This window comes from Paenibacillus macquariensis, assembly GCF_900156375.1.
GTDB classification, from domain to species: domain Bacteria; phylum Bacillota; class Bacilli; order Paenibacillales; family Paenibacillaceae; genus Paenibacillus_AQ; species Paenibacillus_AQ macquariensis.
In genome coordinates this window covers 454,110-471,546 of sequence record NZ_FTNK01000001.1, presented here as the reverse complement: position 1 = coordinate 471,546, position 17,437 = coordinate 454,110, and the positions used below count along the sequence as shown (strand labels likewise).

Below are 17,437 nucleotides of genomic sequence, written 5' to 3'. Positions count from 1 at the left end.
GACTTTTGTTAAGGAAGGTGTTACGACCAATGGCAATCCGAATTATTGTGTTAGAACCTGATGAAGTGCTTCATCAAATCGCTAAAGAGGTAACTAAAATTACACCGAATGTTCAGAAATTATTGAATGATATGGCTGATACGATGTATGACGCAGAAGGTGTAGGTCTTGCAGCACCTCAAGTTGGCATTCTAAAACGCTTAATTGTAGTGGACGTAGGAGACGAGAATGGCCTGATCAAGATGATCAATCCTGAGTTGGTCTCATCCGAAGGAGAGCAGTTCGGTCCTGAAGGATGTCTGAGTATACCTGGAATCAATGGGGATGTTCGACGTGCAGAGACAGTTACAGTTAAGGGACTTGATCAAGACGGTAAGGAAATAACGATCACAGGAAGCGGGCTACTAGCACGTTGCTTCTTACATGAGATTGATCACCTGAATGGTGTAATCTTTACCGACATTGCGGAGAAGGTATACGAACAAATTCCAGAACGACTTGGAAAGGAATGACGGCTTCATGAATATCGTATTTATGGGTACACCTGCCTTTGCAGTTCCCAGCTTGCGAATGTTACTTGAAAATGGGTACAATGTTGTCGCAGTTGTGACTCAGCCCGATCGTCCACAGGGACGTAAACGGGTACTTACTCCGACGCCTGTGAAGGAAGTTGCTCTTGAATACGGATTGCCTGTACTACAGCCACAGCGTATGCGTAGTCCTGAAGCAGTGGCTGAACTCGCAGCTTATAAGCCTGATTTAATTGTAACTGCAGCTTATGGGCAGATCCTGCCCAAAGCAGTATTGGACCTTCCTTCCCGTGGATGTGTTAATATCCATGGTTCTCTGTTGCCCAAGTATAGAGGCGGAGCACCTATTCAACGTTCGATCATGAATGGGGAGGCCGTAACGGGTATTACCCTTATGTACATGGCTGAAGGGCTAGATACGGGGGATATGATTGCGCAGGTTGAAGTCGTTATTGAGGACGAAGATACTTCGGGAACGATTTTCGAGAAGCTTAGTATAGTAGGAGCCACGTTACTTCAAGAACAACTAGGCAATCTTCTCGAAGGAGAAGTGACTAGCATTCCACAGAACGATGACGAAGCGACCTATTCACCTAATCTTAAGCGTGAAGATGAACAAATCGATTGGAGTCGTAGCGCTCGAGATATTTATAATCAGGTACGAGGATTAGTTCCTTTCTCAGGAGCTTTTACCATCTGGGGAGAAGAAGTATTCAAAATATGGGCAGTTACGCCGTCTTCTGAATCGTCATCTGATCATTCAGTCGTTCCTGGTACCGTTCTTCAGTTGAATGAACGTGGAATAGAAGTGAAGACAGGTGACGGATCTATCTGGCTTACTAAAGTGCAGCCAAGTGGAAAGAAAGTGTTAGAAGTCGATGCCTTCATTCGAGGAACCAGTATGGTTGAAGGAACGGTGCTGACATGAGTAACGAACGTAAGCCATCCAAAGGCCATAAACTCACAGCTCGTGAGTTGGCGATGGATGTACTGACTCGTGTGGAACAAGAAGGAGCTTATAGCAATTTGCAGTTGAATGCGGGGCTACAGAGAGCATCGCTTATCCGAGAAGATGCTGCATTAGCAACGGAATTGGTATATGGTTCAATCGCGCGTCTAAATACGCTCGATTATTTCTTGAGACCTTTTGTTAGTAAAGGGATGGACAAGCTTCAGCCTTGGGTACGCAGTTTATTACGTATGAGCTTATACCAATTGATGTACTTGGACCGCATTCCACCTCATGCTGTCGTGAATGAAGCGGTTAATATCGCTAAGAGTAGAGGACATCAAGGGATCTCGGGTATGGTGAATGGTGTGTTGCGAAGTGTAATACGCGGTAAGGATGATTTAATCTTGCCAGAAGGACTTACTCCCCTTGAAAGAATATCGTTAGAACAGTCGCATCCAAGGTGGTTGGTGAAGCGCTGGATCAAGCAATATGGAGAGCAGACAGCAGAGGCTATCTGCGCTGCGAACAATGAACCCCCGTCAATCAGTGTACGTGTTAATACTACGATGATCAGTCGTGAGAAGCTACTTCAAGAAATGTCAGAACATGGAATGGAAGTTATCCCTTCTCCTCTAACGTCAGTTGGTATTCTCGTTAAGAGCGGTGGGAACATGGCTTTAACAGATTGGTATCGAGACGGGTTCTTATCCGTTCAAGATGAAAGCTCCATGCTTGTTGGTGAAGCTGTCGGTTCGAAGCCTGGTATGAGAGTCTTGGACTGTTGTGCCGCACCTGGTGGTAAGTCAGTGCATATCGCCGAATTAATGAAAGATGATGGTGTAGTCATTGCTAACGATCAGTATCCCCATAAAGAGAAGCTTATTCGGGAACAGGCCGAGCGTCTGGGGCTTGATTCTATCGAGACGACTGTTGGGGATGCATTGAATTTGGGAGATAAATATGCTGAAGCATCCTTCGACCGCATTTTATTGGACGCTCCTTGCTCAGGACTTGGCGTGATACGTCGGAAGCCGGATCTGAAATGGACCAAAACAACTGCAGATATTGAAGAGATCGCGAGCTTACAATATGAAATGCTAGAGAAGATCTCACCATTGTTAAAAGTGGGAGGTATTCTGGTGTATAGCACGTGTACAATCGAACCGCAGGAGAATGAAGAGATGATCAGTCGATTCTTGGATAATCATCCAGAATTCGGTCTTCCTGTGGACGAGCCATCATCATGGTCTGAACTACACAAAATGACTGGATCTCAGGGTCAAGGCATACAAATATTACCTCAACACTTTAGAAGTGACGGGTTTTTCATTGCACGGATGCAACGAAATTCTTAGTATTTGATGGTTTTAGCTTTATTTAAACCCGCTAGCCCCAAGGTTTAGCGGGTTTTCTCTTTTATTGTTCCATTTATTTGTGTTAAAATAGGAAGAATGAGAAACGATATGTATATCAATATGTATATTGAATAAAAAAGCAGGTGGGATAAAAATGAAACCCTTTATATATGATTACAACTTAGACGATCTTCAAGAGTGGGCTAAAGAGAACGGTGAACCAGCATTCCGCGCAGGACAAATTTTTGACTGGGTGTATGTAAAGAGAGTTAGTAATTTTCAAGACATGAGTAACTTATCCAAAGAGTTACGCCAAAAGTTGGAGGATCAATTCCAATTCGTAACCCTTTCTGAAATAACAAAGTTCGAGTCCAAGGATGGAACCGTTAAATTCTTATTTGGACTACATGATGATCATGCGATTGAGACCGTTGTTATGAAACATAATTACGGCAACAGTGTTTGCGTAACGACTCAAGTGGGTTGCCGAGTTGGTTGTACCTTCTGTGCTTCTACTTTAGGTGGGTTGAAGCGGGATTTGACCGCTGGTGAGATCGTGGCTCAAGTCGTCCAAGCTCAAAAAATATTGGATGCTAAAAATGAGCGTGTCAGCAGTATTGTTATTATGGGTACTGGTGAACCATTTGAGAATTACGATGCTACAATGAAATTCTTGCGAATTATGATTCATGAGAAAGGCCTAAATATTGGTCAACGGCACATTACCGTTTCAACAAGCGGGATTGTTCCGAACATATATAAATTTGCTGATGAGAATACACAAATTAATCTTGCGATTTCTATCCATGCACCAAATGATAAGTTGCGCTCGAAGCTAATGCCAGTTAATCGACGTTTTCCATTTGATGACGTGATGGAGTCTTTAAGATATTATCAAGCTAAGACAGGTCGTAGAATCTCCTTCGAGTATGCCTTAATTGGAGGCGTCAATGATCAGCCTGAGCATGCTGAGGAGCTTGCAGGTGTTCTCAAAGATATGTTATGTCATGTAAATCTAATTCCAGTCAACCATGTACCAGAACGTAAATATGTACGAACATCACGTAGTGATATTTTTCAATTTCAACGTATTCTTGCAGAAAATGGAGTGAATGTAACCATTCGGCGGGAACAGGGCCACGATATCGCGGCCGCCTGTGGACAGCTACGGGCCAAGCATATGGAGTTGAGGTGAGATAACTTTGATCAATCATATTCATGTTAGCCATATCGGACGCGTGCGTTCGGTAAATGAGGATTCTGTGAGGGTATGTTATACGGATTCAGGGTATACGCTTGGAATTGTTGCGGATGGCATGGGTGGACATCAAGCGGGGGACAAGGCAAGCCAACTTGCAGTGGATACAATATTTACTGATTTATCTGCTCTGGAAAAAGGTATGTCCTCCGAAGGCTTACGTGCAGCACTTAGCGATGCAATTTTACATGCAAATGATATTATACATCGAGAAGCTGCGAACAACGAAAAATATCACAATATGGGAACAACGGTTGTTGCTTTGTTATTGGATGGATGTTCGGGATGGATTGGACATGTTGGAGATAGTCGTGCTTACAAAGTGAGTGAAAGTAAAGCTATTCAACTGACGGAAGATCATACACTTGTTAATGAACTATATAAAAGTGGACAGATCACCCAGGCCGAATTAGAAACTCATCCAAGACGAAATGTTCTTACTAAAGCATTGGGGACAGATCCAGAAGTTACTGTCGATTTCGATCCGGTTACACTTGCACAGGGGGAAGTATTGCTTCTATGTAGTGATGGTCTTAGCAATAGAGTGAGTTGTCAACACTTAGGGCAAATCGCTGGAATACAAGAAATAACGCTTGCGGAACGAGCAGATCGTCTATTGCAACTAGCACTTCTAGCAGGAGGCGAGGATAATATCACTGTCGCCCTGTTTGAACTTAATGATGAAGTTCTAGTGGCAAGTATAAAGGAGTGGGATTCATGATCGGACACGAATTGGGTGGTCGTTATGAGATTATAGAGCGAATCGGCGGAGGTGGGATGGCACTCGTATACAAAGCCCATGACATTTTGTTAGGGAGAAACGTTGCCATTAAAGTATTACGCCAACAGTTCGTGCATGATGAAGAGTTTATTCGGCGTTTCCGTCGGGAGGCACAGTCTGCCGCTTCTCTTTCACATCCAAACGTTGTGAGTATTTACGATGTAGGACAAGAAGATGAAATTCATTATATCGTCATGGAATATATAGAAGGATATAATTTGAACGAGATTATAAAAGAACGGGCACCCTTGCAGGTGGAAGAATCTGTGAGGATTGCATCGCAAATTTGTGATGCGCTCGATCATGCACATCAGAATCAAATCATTCATAGGGACATCAAGCCTCATAATATTCTTATTGGTCGGAATGGGCGTGTGAAGGTAACTGATTTTGGAATCGCTCGTGCTGTAACATCGACGACCATTACTCAGACAGGCTCTGTCATCGGATCCGTTCATTATTTCTCCCCTGAACATGCAAAAGGGGTGAATACAGGTGAAAAGTCAGATCTGTATTCTTTGGGGATTGTATTATATCAAATGTTGACTGCAACGTTACCCTTCTTAGGGGAAAGTCCGATTAGTGTGGCCTTGAAACATTTGCAAGAAGATTTCGATGATCCTCGGGATACTAATCCACTTATTCCACAAAGTGTAGAGAATGTTATTCTCAGATCGATGCGTAAGAATCCGCAGGAACGATATCAATCTGCCAAAGAGATGTTAAAGGATTTGGAGACTTGTCTACTTCCTGAGAGGCGCAATGAGCCTAGAATACAGTTCTCTGAAGTGGACGTGGATCAGACCCGCGCTATGCCTGCCATTAAGCCAGTATCAAGGGGAGCTGTTTCTAACAAACGAAACAAGTCGTCTCTGTTTGATGAGGATGATGAAGGTGAGAAGCCTGTAAATAGCGGACAAAAGAAGAAGTGGGTAAGACCGACACTTTGGATTTCACTGACTTTATTTATATTGATAAGTATGGTTGGTGTGATCTGGTATGTAAAAACAATAATAGTCGTACAAGATGTAACCATTCCGAATGTTGTTAATATTCAAGAAGAAAAGGCTGTGGCTGAATTAACAGCACTTGGGCTTGTCATTGAGGATCCTATAATACGCACTTATAAAGAAGGTTTTGACGAAGGTGTTGTGTATGATCAGAGTAAGAAGGAAGGGACTGTAGTTAAGGAAGGTTCCTCCGTTCGGCTTTATGTAAGCAAAGCGAAACCTTTACCTGTGATGCCTTCTCTTAAGGACAAAACCTTCGACGATGCATCAAAATTACTGATAGAACTTGGGGTTAAAGAAGCGAACATTACTGAAAAACCTGAGTTCAGCGATCAACCCTCTGGAACGGTTTTAGGACAAGATCCAGAAGCTAATACTCAAATTGATGATCTGGATACAGCTCAAATTGTTCTAACGGTCAGTCAGGGTGAGGAAACCATTAAAATGCCGAATTTGGTTGGGAAGACTCAGAAACAAGCCGAAAGTATGCTTAAGGAAGCTGGCTTATTGCTAGGTCTTGTCCAGGAATCCTCAGATTTCAAGATGGAAAAAGGGAAAGTCATGATGCAGTGGCCTGTTGACGCCAACAAACCTATTTCTGTAGGTGATAGTGTTACTATTACTGTTAGTACTGGGTATCCAAAAGATGCTTTGAATTATACGTTTAATGTGCCAGTCGCACCCGCTGAAGAGGGCAAAAAGAGCAAAATCCGTATTGATTATTCTGATGCGCGATATGAAGATAGTGAAAAGAAGGATTGGGGTACAAGAACCATTAATACAACTCAAGTGCTCTCGATTGATTTAGTAGTAGCTCCTGATAAGGATGCTGTTGTGTATCTCTATCGTGATGGAGAATTATTTGATACGTATCATATCTCTTATCGAGATGTTAAGAATGGTTCTGTTCCAGAGATAGTCATTCCTCAGACCGATCCAGTGTTACCAACGGATGTACCTGAGACGCCTCCGGATCCCAATCAGAATCCGGACAATCCAGAAGATGTGGATACAACGGCCTTGAATACTTCTGGTAAAGATAAAGCTAACAAACATAAACAGGATAAATCCAATAAGGGTAATAACGGTAATAACGGTAATAGTAAAGGGATGGTAGTGACTTCTGCTAAACCTTGAGAATTCGTATAACCATCCATAGTTCTTTGGAAAGTGAGGCCATTCATGTATGCCAGATGGTGTAATCGTAAAAGCACTGAGCGGATATTATTACGTTAAGCCGATTGAAAACGGCAAGGCGGTAACGACAGAAGGGCAGCCAGCGATTCAATGTAGAGGTCGTGGAGTATTTAGGAATAGAGGGATAACTCCTTTGGTAGGAGATCATGTCGTGTATTCCTTATCGGACCACAATGAAGGTACGGTAAATGAAATCATGCCACGCCATTCTGAGTTGATACGTCCTCCCATTGCCAACGTCCAGTTTGCAGTGTTGTTATTTTCTTTACGTGAGCCGGACTTGAATTTACCCCTTCTGGATAAGTTCTTAGTACATATCGAGCACTCTGGACTTGATACGTTGATATGCCTGACGAAGCAGGACTTGCTAGAGGGTGAAGAGATTTCTAAGGATGATCCAATAACGTATGTACAAGAGCTCTACGAACGAATCGGTTATGAGGTTATTGTAACAAGTACCCGTACGGGTAGAGGAAGAGAGCAATTACGCGAACGTCTTGCTGGACACATTTGTGTATTCTCTGGACAATCAGGCGTAGGTAAATCATCTCTTCTCAACGCATTAATGCCGAGTCTTAACCTAGAGACGAATGAGATTAGTATGAAGCTAGGTCGAGGTAAACATACGACCCGGCATGTTGAGCTCATTGAATTGGATAATGGCGCATTTGTTGCAGATACCCCAGGGTTTAGTCAACTGGACTTTTTAGAGATGGAAGTGGGTGACTTATCCGCTTGTTTCAGGGAGTTCGAATCTTACGCTGCAGTGTGTAAGTTCAGGGGATGTAGTCATCTACATGAACCTGGTTGTAAGGTGATTGAAGCTAAGGATAAAGGTGAAATTGCACAGATACGCTATGATAATTATGTTCATTTCTATGCAGAGATGAAAGATAAAAAGCGGAGGTATTGACAGAAATGATCAAAATTGCGCCATCCATATTGTCTGCTGATTTTGCTAAGTTAGGAATGGAGATTGCCGAAGTTGAAGCAGGAGGGGCAGATTGGATCCACGTTGACGTAATGGACGGACATTTTGTCCCTAACATTACGTTAGGTCCCCCTATTGTTAGTGCTATCCAGCACCATACAACGCTTCCTCTTGATGTGCATTTAATGATCGAACAACCTGAACGTTATATCGCCGACTTCGTGAAGGCTGGTGCGAAGGTCATTACTGTACATGCGGAAGCTTGTACACATTTGCACCGTGTCGTGCATATGATAAAGGAAATGGGCGTGCAAGTTGGGGTTGCTATTAATCCTGGGACTCACGTATCGGTCTTACAAGAAGTATTGCCAGATCTTGATATGGTCCTGATTATGACCGTGAATCCTGGGTTTGGAGGACAGTCATTTATTCCTCGTACACTTCACAAAATACGTGAGGTACGTCAAATGTTGAATGAATCTTCGCTATTCGATGTGCACATACAGGTGGATGGTGGAGTTACCGTAGATACGGCTCCGTTGGTTGTAGAAGCAGGTGCGGATGTACTGGTTGCTGGTAGTGCAGTGTTTGGCCAAAGCAATAGAGCCCTTGCGATTTCCCAGATTAGAGATAGCATAGAAGGAAAGTAAGAGTAATTTCACCTTTGTCCCTTATGACTATGAGTCATAGGGCACGCTGTCCTCGCATAAATATGGTTACATGAGCAGAATTCTCATGTAGCCTTTTTTGTTGTCAGTCACAGTGAAGGCTCAGTGGATCAATATCGGAAGGCATGAGAATGATGGGGAGGGTGAGACATGAAATTTTACACATTCAAGTTACCAAGGTTTTTGGGAGGGTTTGTCAAAGCCATTCTTAACACATTTCACAAGAATTGACCGCTATCGTTCGCTGGCATGCCGTCCAATGAAAAAAAACCTCGGACCGCGGCTTAGGATAGAATCAAAATACACACGGTCTGAGGAATGAAAAAAGCACCTGATGAAAACAAGGTGCTTTTTGCTTATATGCTGTTGTAGATATTAGGCGCGAGTGACTTTACCTGACTTCAAAGCACGAGTACTAACGTAGACGCGTTTTAGTTTACCATCCACCAAAATACGAACTTTTTGAACGTTAACGCCCCAAGTACGACGATTGCGGTTGTTGGCGTGAGATACATGGTTACCAGTGCCTGGTTTTTTACCTGTAATATAACATTTGCGAGACATAGATTACACCTCCTTGTTCCAATACACCTGCATAAAACAATACTTATATATTCTATCACAGCAAAAAATGCTTAGTCAACCATCCTAAAAACATTTATTTCTTTTGGTTCTTATAGTACAATATTATATAGTCAATATTAAACGTATAAATACGAGTGAATTAAGCTGGTGTGATAGGGTTTTCTCTTGATTTGACAACATAGACCTTAGGGGTTTCACACATCGAAAAAAAATTATTGATCTTTGATTGATGAATGAAAGAACATAAATTCGATTGTGAATGTAGTATTAACAAATAAAATATAAATTAAAGATGCCAGTTGTTTATGTATCAAGGTAGGAAGGGGATATCTCACTTGAGTATACGTACTTTGAATGGAATAGATTTTGCCGCGATGGTCTTGCTCGGAGCGGAACAATTACAGCAACATGCAGAGCATGTCAATACCCTTAATGTATTTCCGGTGCCAGATGGAGATACGGGGACAAATATGAATTTGACGATGACTGCGGGTGTGACTGAATTAAAGAAGAATAACTCTGAGTCTATAGGACATATCTCGGGTATATTGTCTAAAGGTCTCCTAATGGGAGCGCGAGGAAATTCAGGGGTTATTCTGTCTCAGTTATTCCGTGGGTTCGGACGTTATGCAGCACCATATCAAGAACTGAACACGCAACAATTCGCTGCTGCCTTACAGGTTGGCGTTGAGACGGCATATAAGGCCGTAGTTAAGCCTGTAGAGGGTACAATCCTTACGGTAGCCAAGGAGTCTGCTAAGCATGCTGTACACTTCGCCAGACGAACCAACGATATCATAGAGTTGATGGAACAAGTACTTATGCAGGCGAAAGAAACACTCTCCCAGACACCAGAACTATTGCCAATTCTTAAGCAGGTAGGCGTAGTTGATTCGGGTGGACAGGGTCTCGTGTATATTTATGAAGGATTTCTACAACATTTAAAGTCTGGAACTGGTCTAAAATCAGCGGAGCAAGGGTCTTTAAGAAAAGCTCCGGATGTCAATCATGCATCAATTCAGGTATCTAAGCGAAGCTTAGATATTCCTATGAGTGCGCAATCTCGACTAGAGACGGAGGACATTGAGTTTCTATATGATATGGAATTCTTTATTAACCGTCAGCTTGGAGAGGCACAAGGGGTTCCATTTGATGAAGAGCAATTCCGGAAGTTGTTGTCCATAAATGGAGACTCTATCATCGTGATTCCTGACGACGAAATCATTAAAGTTCATGTGCATTCTAAGACTCCAGGTGAAGTTCTGAATCTGGCTTTGAAATATGGTGAAATTACGCAAATTCATATTCTGAATATGCGTGAACAGCATCGTGATTTGCTGTCATCAGGTGTAGATATTTCTCCGATGGCGGAAATATTTGCTGATATTCCTATGAATGCAGAAGTTCCAACGCCAGCATCAGCTGAACCTCCCGCAGATGAAATAGCGCCTTATGGATTCATTGCGGTGTCTTCTGGACAAGGTATTTCAGATATTTTCACAAGCTTGGGTGTAGACGCTATTCTGTCTGGTGGACAAACCATGAACTCAAGTACCGAGGATTTCGTGAATGCGATTTCAGCTATCTCTGCGCAACATATTTACATTCTACCGAATAATTCCAACATTGTACTGGCTGCGCAGCAAGCTCGGGAGTTGTTGGAGGGAGAACGCAGTGTAACGGTTATTCCAAGTAAGAGTATACCTCAAGGAATGGCTGCTGCTTTTGCCTTTTTGGAAGAAGAAAGTAATGATGTCAATACTGAGAATATGTTAGCAGCTATTGCACATGTGAAATCAGGTCAGGTTACTCATGCGATTAGAGATACGGTTATTGATGAGCTAGAGATTAAGGCAGGACAATATATTGGTATTCAGAATTCAAAAATTATAACGGCTAATGCAGCGTTACTTGATACCTGCCAAAGCTTGCTTTCCCAAATGCTGGTGAATAATGATGAGATTGTGACTGTGCTTACAGGTGAAGAGGCTGATCCTGAAATGACTGCACAACTGGGTGCTTGGCTAGAAGAGAAGTATCCTAAAGCTGAAGTAGAGATTCATGAGGGCGGACAGCCTATTTACTACTATCTATTCTCAGTAGAGTCTTAAATATTCGTTATGTTACATGTAAGAGGAGGGATTTCTTTGACGCATACCGTTATTGTCACGGATAGTACATCTGATATTCCAGAAGAGTTAGCGAAGAGTCTTGGTATTCACGTTGTCCCACTTCGTCTGCAGTTCGGAGACGAGTCGTTTCTGGATGGAGTGGAAATTTCGGCCAAAGAATTTTATGAACGGTTAGGTCAGGCTGAGCAGTTGCCAACAACATCTCAGCCTTCTCCTGCGGATTATGTACGGGTGTACGAGCAAATTCAACAAGATCATCCAGGTGCATCTATTCTTTCTATTCATATTTCTTCTGCTTTAAGTGGTACCTATCAATCTGCTCTTATTGCTAAATCGATGATGAATGAGAATGTGGATCTTACTGTTGTGGATTCCCTATCGGCCTCTTATGGTTTTGGTCTACTGGTTGTACATGCTGCACGTCTTGCTCGTCAAGGCATAGCGGTAGAGGATATTGTGGTAGCCGTAGAACAAATGCGTAAGGGTCGTAAGCTTTATTTCCTTGTAGACACGTTAGAATATTTGCAAAAAGGCGGAAGAATCGGTAAAGCTGCTGCTTTGTTTGGTACGCTACTTAACATTAAGCCGATTCTCTCTATTGACCAAGATGGCGTTATATATCCCGTTGAGAAGGTCAGGGGCCGTAAAAAGGCGATTGCACGAATGATCGAATTATTTCAACAAGACTTAGGTAACATTGAAACAATAAATGTGGCAGTGGGCCATACAGCTAACCCTGAATCTGCTGAGCCTTTCTTGGAAGAACTCTCAGTTCATTACAAGCTAGAAGAAGTCGTGTTAACGAATATCGGTTCTGTTGTAGGCAGTCATGTGGGAACAGGGACAATCGGAATATTTATATGGCCGGCTTAAATGAGGTGTAGATGATGAATATGAGCTTTCAGTTGAATGAAATTTCAGTTAAACAGGTTCGTGGCGTGAGTTCTCTTAAAGAAGGAGAGCTTCACGCTTTTGGTATTTTTACGGTCAAAGATTTACTGGAGTATTATCCTTATCGTTATGAGGACTACCGGCTTCGTTCTTTAAGTGAAGTGAAGAGCGGAGATAAGATCACCATTCAGGCTAAGGTGATAGGGATACCTGTCATGCAGCGGTATGGTAGTAAATCACGCTTAAGCTGTAAGATGATGGCTGAAGAGCGTATGTTTACAGCGACTTGGTTCAATCGTCCATTTCTACGTGATCAATTGACAGCAGGTCGTGAGATTATATTGAATGGTAAGTGGGAACAACAGCGGATGCAGCTGACCGTGTCAGATTCGGAGTTTCCGGATCAAGGCGTGAAGCGAGGCGGTACGCTGCAACCGGTCTATTCTATAGGGGCTAAGATCACGCAGACGTGGATCCGTAAAATTATAGCACAGGCGCTACAGCAATATGGCGACTTGATTCCAGAAATACTTCCACAGGACATCTTGCAAAAGTATAAAATGTTGCCGCGTAAGCAGGCTATTTCTATTATTCATCTTCCCGAGGATACGAAGGAAGGACAACGAGGCAGACAGCGGATGGTGTATGAGGAGTTATTCCTGTTCCAGTTGAAGATGCAGGCTTACCGAGCGGTGACTAGAGGGCGAATGGATGGCGTAGTACATACTGTGGAGAATGCCGTGGTGCGCGAATTTGTTAGAAGTCTTCCTTTTGAACTAACCGATGCTCAGAAGAAAGTGGAACTGGAAATCTTGCGTGATATGCGAGCAACGTATTGTATGAATCGATTGCTTCAAGGTGATGTCGGATCAGGTAAAACCATTATCGCAGCTATTGCGCTGTATGCATCGGTGCGTTCAGGATTCCAAGGTGCGCTGATGGTACCTACCGAGATATTAGCCGAGCAACATTTGCGATCACTTGTCCGTTTGTTCGAACCTTTTGGAATCTCAGTTGGGCTACTGACAGGAAGTGTGACGGGACGTAAACGTAAGGATCTACTGGCATCATTACAAATGGGAATGATCGATGTCGTCGTAGGGACGCATGCTTTGATTCAAGATGAGGTATTCTTCCGAAATCTTGGATTGGTCGTCACGGACGAGCAACATCGCTTCGGAGTTAATCAGCGTAGCGTGTTACGTCGTAAAGGCTATAACCCAGATGTATTGACGATGACAGCGACACCGATCCCTCGTACGCTGGCGATTACAGCATTTGGTGATATGGATGTCTCTACGATTACGGAGCGTCCTAAGGGCCGTATACCGATCACTACGTACTGGGTGAAGCATAGTCTGATGGACCGGGTCCTTGGATTTATCTCTAAAGAAGTAGATCAAGGTCGGCAGACGTATCTGATCTGTCCGTTAATTGAGGAATCAGAGAAGATAGACGTGCAGAATGTGATTGATCTTCATGTTCAAATGCAACAAGCTTTTCCCTCCTATCGTGTAGGCATACTGCATGGTCGAATGACACCAGCGGAGAAAGAAGAAATCATGCAGGCTTTTAATAACAATGAAGTGCAACTGCTTGTATCAACTACGGTCGTAGAAGTTGGCGTGGATGTTCCTAATGCTACGCTTATGATCATTATGGATGCTGATCGGTTCGGGCTCTCTCAATTGCATCAGCTACGAGGTCGTGTAGGACGTGGGAAGCATGCTTCATTCTGTATATTAATTGCTGATCCCAAGTCTGAAATTGGACAAGAACGGATGCAGGTTATGACGGAGACTGATGACGGATTCGAAGTGTCTCGCCGGGATCTTGATTTACGTGGGCCTGGAGATTTCTTCGGCACGAAACAAAGTGGGTTACCCGAATTCAGACTCGCGGATATGGTGAGTGATTTCGCTGTGTTGGAACAAGCTCGAGATGATGTGTCTGTATTAGTGGGTGATGCTTCTTTTTGGACATCCGCCTCGTATGAGCCACTTCGGAATTACCTACAACAAGAAGAGGTTTTCCAAGAAAATCTGATGGATTAGGCACATTGGACAACCCTGTCGTCATATACTGAGAGAGATTGAATTGACGGGAGGTGCCTATCTTTGGGTTATCAGCAGTATGGAATCAGCCCGCAGTTAGTAGAGCGGATTAAGCTTAAAATGAAAAATCCAGCTATGAAAGAGCGTGTTAAAGGGCTCCTTGATGGCATTACTAAACAGGATTTGCAAAATGGTCCTAAGGTACAGCGATTAGTGAAGTCAATAGGAAGTCAGTTGCATGAAAAGTTTACACCTACGGAAGAAGAACAAATTGTTCGTTTTGTCTTAAGTCAACGTATTGATCCTAATAATACATTTCATCTGATTAAATTATGGGGTATGTTTCGGTAGTTCATACTTAATGCGTAAATCCCTCGGGGGATTACCCCGGGGGCTATTTTTCTTGAATTGTCTACCATTATTTTCATTAGCTAGATGAGAAACTTGTTATCGAATCTTGAATTAAGTTCAAATGTATATACCTATCTTTTTTTATTTCATGTCAAACGTTGTGCCGTCAATGCTTACGCTCTTGATGTCCATATCACCCAAGAAAGCATAGTTGGATTTGGTATCAAGATTGTACAGCCACTGGAATCCATTTTTCGTGGTACTAGTGGAACTGCAGTTCAGAATGATCTCTTTACCGTCGGCAGCGATCACCTTAACTTCAGGAATATATTTAGGCAAGGCATTATTCGTGTCATCTGTTTTGCCCTCAATAGCCACACCGATGGAAGAAACACTTACTTTGGTGACAGTCAGCTTTTCATTTTCAATAGCCAGGTTGATATCCTTTATCTTTTGCTTGCCCGAAGTAATGGTGAAATCTATCTCCCATGGTCCTTTAACCACTTGGGTGCCATCCGCAGTTGTTATTTTATCGGCTGTGATGGTCGCTTTAAACCCTTCAATGTTGTCGAGAGAGGCCATCTCAAACAGGCCGATCAGCTTTTTATTGTTGTCTACAAGCTGAAGGTTAATATTAGAAGAAGTTCATCATACGTGTAGTTAGATGGTGGTTTGATGTTGGAAATGAGTGGGATTAATAGGATCTCTAATGGACATCTATTGAAAGAGTTGAAAATAGCATTGGAATATAGTCTTGAAGGCAGAAGTAGATTATTTCGATATATTGAATAAAAGTTTATGTTTAATCGCTACGGGATTAATTTCTCGCAGCTTGTGCGGAGAGTTTCATACTATATGATGGAATGCCAAGGAGGGAATATTCAATTTGGAATTGTCTACTCCCAAGCTGGTTCATCAACCGTACTCCTTACATATGCGAACATTGGAAAAGCCGAACATGGAAGTATTTGAAGCCTATTTCTGGGTGGCCGTCTCTTTCATAACCGTAGCCAAACTTCGCACATATCGTCCAATCCTGACGCTGACCTCAGCTCGCATATAGTCTTTAGTCATCACAAATTGATCCTCCATTCCACGACAAATATAGCGATAGGTGAGTTCGGAATCACTCTTGCTGTCTTCAAATACGCGAATACTTCTTTCAAAAAGAACCTTTTTAGATTTCTGTATATCTTCTCGTATATGGTTAGCGAGCACTTTGGCGGCTGTGGAGTAGAGTAACTTAAGCATCTGAGGAGACATTTCTACTTCGAGGATCTTTTTCTCAACAATGTGGAGTGCGACAGGAAGAAGGATGTATTCCCGCATCATGTCCATTTCCTTTCTTGTTAGAGGCTCTTGAGGCTTAGGAGAGGTGTCATTGTGAATAGACAGGGCTAACGATTGTTCTTTGTGCTGAGGTAGCATCATACGACTCGATTCCCACAATCCATTGCCTTCTAGTTTTTTACTCATTTATAATGACCTCCGATTTTATGCGATCTTTCTAATGCCTGGCCTGAAGTGGTCAGTGATGATGCTCTTATGATAGCCATACTGCCGAAACGATCTTTTATCGTATCTGTGACTTTATCTAGCGCTCGTAACTTGATCTGATCTTCAAATAAAGTTAATTGATATTCCTGATCAGATGCAAAGTTGCTAAGGGTAAGTCCAATGCGACGCACGGGAAGGGTATCCCAGTAACGGTAAAAGAGTGTCTTGGCGGCTTCAAAGACGATATTCGTGTTATTAGTTGGATCAAGCATCTTCATTTGTCGAGAGAAACCTGTAGGATCTTCGTAAGGGCTACACATACAACTCACTGAAATGACGGAACCCATATAGCCCTTACGGCGACAGTCGCGGCAGACCTCTTCTGTGAGCTCTAGAAGTATCGTATTTACGTGATCCATTTCAATATAGTCCTTAGGTAATGTGATCATATGACCGACGGACTTAGGTGCTGTATTAAAAGTACCCGGTGTCACAGGGGAGTCATCCAATCCGTTAGCTGTTCTCCACATGACCTCCGCTTGAATGTTACTTTGTTTCCCAAAACGCGCTCGAAATTGTTCTTTCAAACGAGGTAAGGGCGTTCTCGCAATATCACCAATGGTGTGCATTCCCAGACGTAAGAAGTGTGACGTCATACGAGAGCCTACGCCGAACATTTTGTTTACAGGTTGTGGCCATAATAAGGCTTCGATGTCTGACTTAGGTAAGGTGAATATGCCACTTTTGTTCTTTTTTGCCCAAATGTCAGTTGCGATCTTGGAAAGCATCTTATTGGAGCTAATACCTACCCGTACATTCACGCCTGTCTGTTTAAGAACTTTCTGTTGTATGGATTGGGCCATCGTTGTAGGATCTCCGAACATACGTAGACTTCCGGAGACGTCAAGGAATTGCTCGTCTATGGAAAATATCTCAACGAGGTCGGTATACTCCTTGTAAATTTGTGTGATCATAAGCGAAACATCAATATAATGTTGCATTCTGGGACGCATGATGACGAGATCAGGGCATTTGTTCAGGGCTTCACCTAATCGTTCTGCTGTAGTGACTCCATAACTCTTGGCTATAGGGCAGGCGGCTAGAATAATACCTGAGCGACGTGCGGGATCACCGGCTACAGCAACAGGTCTATCCTTGTATTGAGGATGCTCTACTTTCTCCACACTAGCGTAGAAGCTTTGGCAATCTGCCAGGAAAATAACCCGTTCACGTTGCTTACTCATA

The 17,437-nt window shown here is 42.9% G+C and carries 17 protein-coding genes; 13 read left to right on the top strand and 4 right to left on the bottom strand.

Annotated elements, in window-relative coordinates:
• The first annotated feature begins 29 nt into the window (after window positions 1-29).
• From def to spoVM, 9 genes are all read left to right on the top strand, one after another.
• Complete coding sequence (gene def, locus BW961_RS02145) at window positions 30-512, top strand: peptide deformylase (protein WP_068589637.1); 483 nt, start codon at window positions 30-32, stop codon at window positions 510-512.
• A gap of 7 nt (window positions 513-519) precedes the next feature.
• Complete coding sequence (gene fmt / locus BW961_RS02140; RefSeq protein ID WP_068589639.1) at window positions 520-1,458, top strand: methionyl-tRNA formyltransferase; 939 nt, start codon at window positions 520-522, stop codon at window positions 1,456-1,458.
• Complete coding sequence (gene rsmB, locus BW961_RS02135; protein WP_076576643.1) at window positions 1,455-2,837, top strand: 16S rRNA (cytosine(967)-C(5))-methyltransferase RsmB; 1,383 nt, start codon at window positions 1,455-1,457, stop codon at window positions 2,835-2,837. The genes fmt and rsmB overlap by 4 nt, the downstream gene beginning before the upstream one ends.
• 154 nt (window positions 2,838-2,991) lie before the next feature.
• Complete coding sequence (gene rlmN / locus BW961_RS02130; RefSeq protein ID WP_068589641.1) at window positions 2,992-4,032, top strand: dual-specificity RNA methyltransferase RlmN; 1,041 nt, start codon at window positions 2,992-2,994, stop codon at window positions 4,030-4,032.
• A 7-nt stretch (window positions 4,033-4,039) separates the two neighbouring features.
• On the top strand, window positions 4,040-4,816 hold the full coding sequence (locus tag BW961_RS02125; RefSeq protein ID WP_068589643.1) for a Stp1/IreP family PP2C-type Ser/Thr phosphatase: 777 nt from the start codon (window positions 4,040-4,042) through the stop codon (window positions 4,814-4,816).
• Entirely contained in the window at window positions 4,813-7,023 is a 2,211-nt protein-coding gene (pknB, locus tag BW961_RS02120) for a Stk1 family PASTA domain-containing Ser/Thr kinase (protein ID WP_068589646.1), read from the top strand. The genes BW961_RS02125 and pknB overlap by 4 nt, the downstream gene beginning before the upstream one ends.
• 49 nt (window positions 7,024-7,072) lie before the next feature.
• Entirely contained in the window at window positions 7,073-7,996 is a 924-nt protein-coding gene (gene rsgA / locus BW961_RS02115; RefSeq protein ID WP_068589647.1) for a ribosome small subunit-dependent GTPase A, read from the top strand.
• Window positions 7,997-8,001: 5 nt separating this feature from the next.
• Window positions 8,002-8,664 (top strand): ribulose-phosphate 3-epimerase, encoded by a 663-nt coding sequence (gene rpe, locus BW961_RS02110; RefSeq protein WP_068589648.1) that lies wholly within the window; start codon window positions 8,002-8,004, stop codon window positions 8,662-8,664.
• Between the two features lie 168 nt (window positions 8,665-8,832).
• A complete protein-coding gene (gene spoVM / locus BW961_RS02105) occupies window positions 8,833-8,913 on the top strand; it encodes a stage V sporulation protein SpoVM (protein WP_068537489.1) in 81 nt (26 codons plus the stop codon).
• A gap of 144 nt (window positions 8,914-9,057) precedes the next feature.
• Here spoVM and rpmB read toward each other — a convergent pair whose 3' ends face one another.
• On the bottom strand, window positions 9,058-9,246 hold the full coding sequence (gene rpmB, locus BW961_RS02100) for a 50S ribosomal protein L28 (RefSeq protein WP_068537487.1): 189 nt from the start codon (window positions 9,244-9,246) through the stop codon (window positions 9,058-9,060).
• A 356-nt stretch (window positions 9,247-9,602) separates the two neighbouring features.
• On the opposite strand from rpmB, the gene BW961_RS02095 reads away from it, so the two are divergent.
• The 4 genes from BW961_RS02095 to BW961_RS02080 all read left to right on the top strand — a co-directional run bounded on the left by BW961_RS02095 (window position 9,603) and on the right by BW961_RS02080 (window position 14,695).
• Window positions 9,603-11,378: a DAK2 domain-containing protein gene (locus tag BW961_RS02095; protein WP_068589650.1), complete on the top strand. Its 1,776-nt coding sequence runs from the start codon at window positions 9,603-9,605 to the stop codon at window positions 11,376-11,378.
• Between the two features lie 36 nt (window positions 11,379-11,414).
• Window positions 11,415-12,272 carry a DegV family protein gene (locus BW961_RS02090; RefSeq protein ID WP_139331507.1) on the top strand — a complete coding sequence of 286 codons (858 nt, stop codon included), beginning with the start codon at window positions 11,415-11,417 and terminating at the stop codon, window positions 12,270-12,272.
• A gap of 20 nt (window positions 12,273-12,292) precedes the next feature.
• Window positions 12,293-14,344 carry an ATP-dependent DNA helicase RecG gene (gene recG / locus BW961_RS02085; RefSeq protein WP_068589932.1) on the top strand — a complete coding sequence of 684 codons (2,052 nt, stop codon included), beginning with the start codon at window positions 12,293-12,295 and terminating at the stop codon, window positions 14,342-14,344.
• Between the two features lie 63 nt (window positions 14,345-14,407).
• A complete protein-coding gene (locus BW961_RS02080; protein WP_068589653.1) occupies window positions 14,408-14,695 on the top strand; it encodes a stage VI sporulation protein F in 288 nt (95 codons plus the stop codon).
• Between the two features lie 141 nt (window positions 14,696-14,836).
• Here the strand turns inward: BW961_RS02080 and BW961_RS02075 are convergent, their stop codons facing one another.
• From BW961_RS02075 to BW961_RS02065, 3 genes are all read right to left on the bottom strand, one after another.
• Window positions 14,837-15,199: a hypothetical protein gene (locus BW961_RS02075; RefSeq protein WP_156510161.1), complete on the bottom strand. Its 363-nt coding sequence runs from the start codon at window positions 15,197-15,199 to the stop codon at window positions 14,837-14,839.
• A gap of 471 nt (window positions 15,200-15,670) precedes the next feature.
• The gene (locus BW961_RS02070) at window positions 15,671-16,171 is read right to left on the bottom strand and encodes a YhjD family protein (RefSeq protein WP_068589659.1); all 501 of its coding nucleotides are present in this window, start codon (window positions 16,169-16,171) and stop codon (window positions 15,671-15,673) included.
• Window positions 16,168-17,436 (bottom strand): DNA polymerase IV, encoded by a 1,269-nt coding sequence (locus BW961_RS02065; RefSeq protein ID WP_068589663.1) that lies wholly within the window; start codon window positions 17,434-17,436, stop codon window positions 16,168-16,170. The genes BW961_RS02070 and BW961_RS02065 overlap by 4 nt, the downstream gene beginning before the upstream one ends.
• Window position 17,437 lies beyond the last annotated feature (1 nt).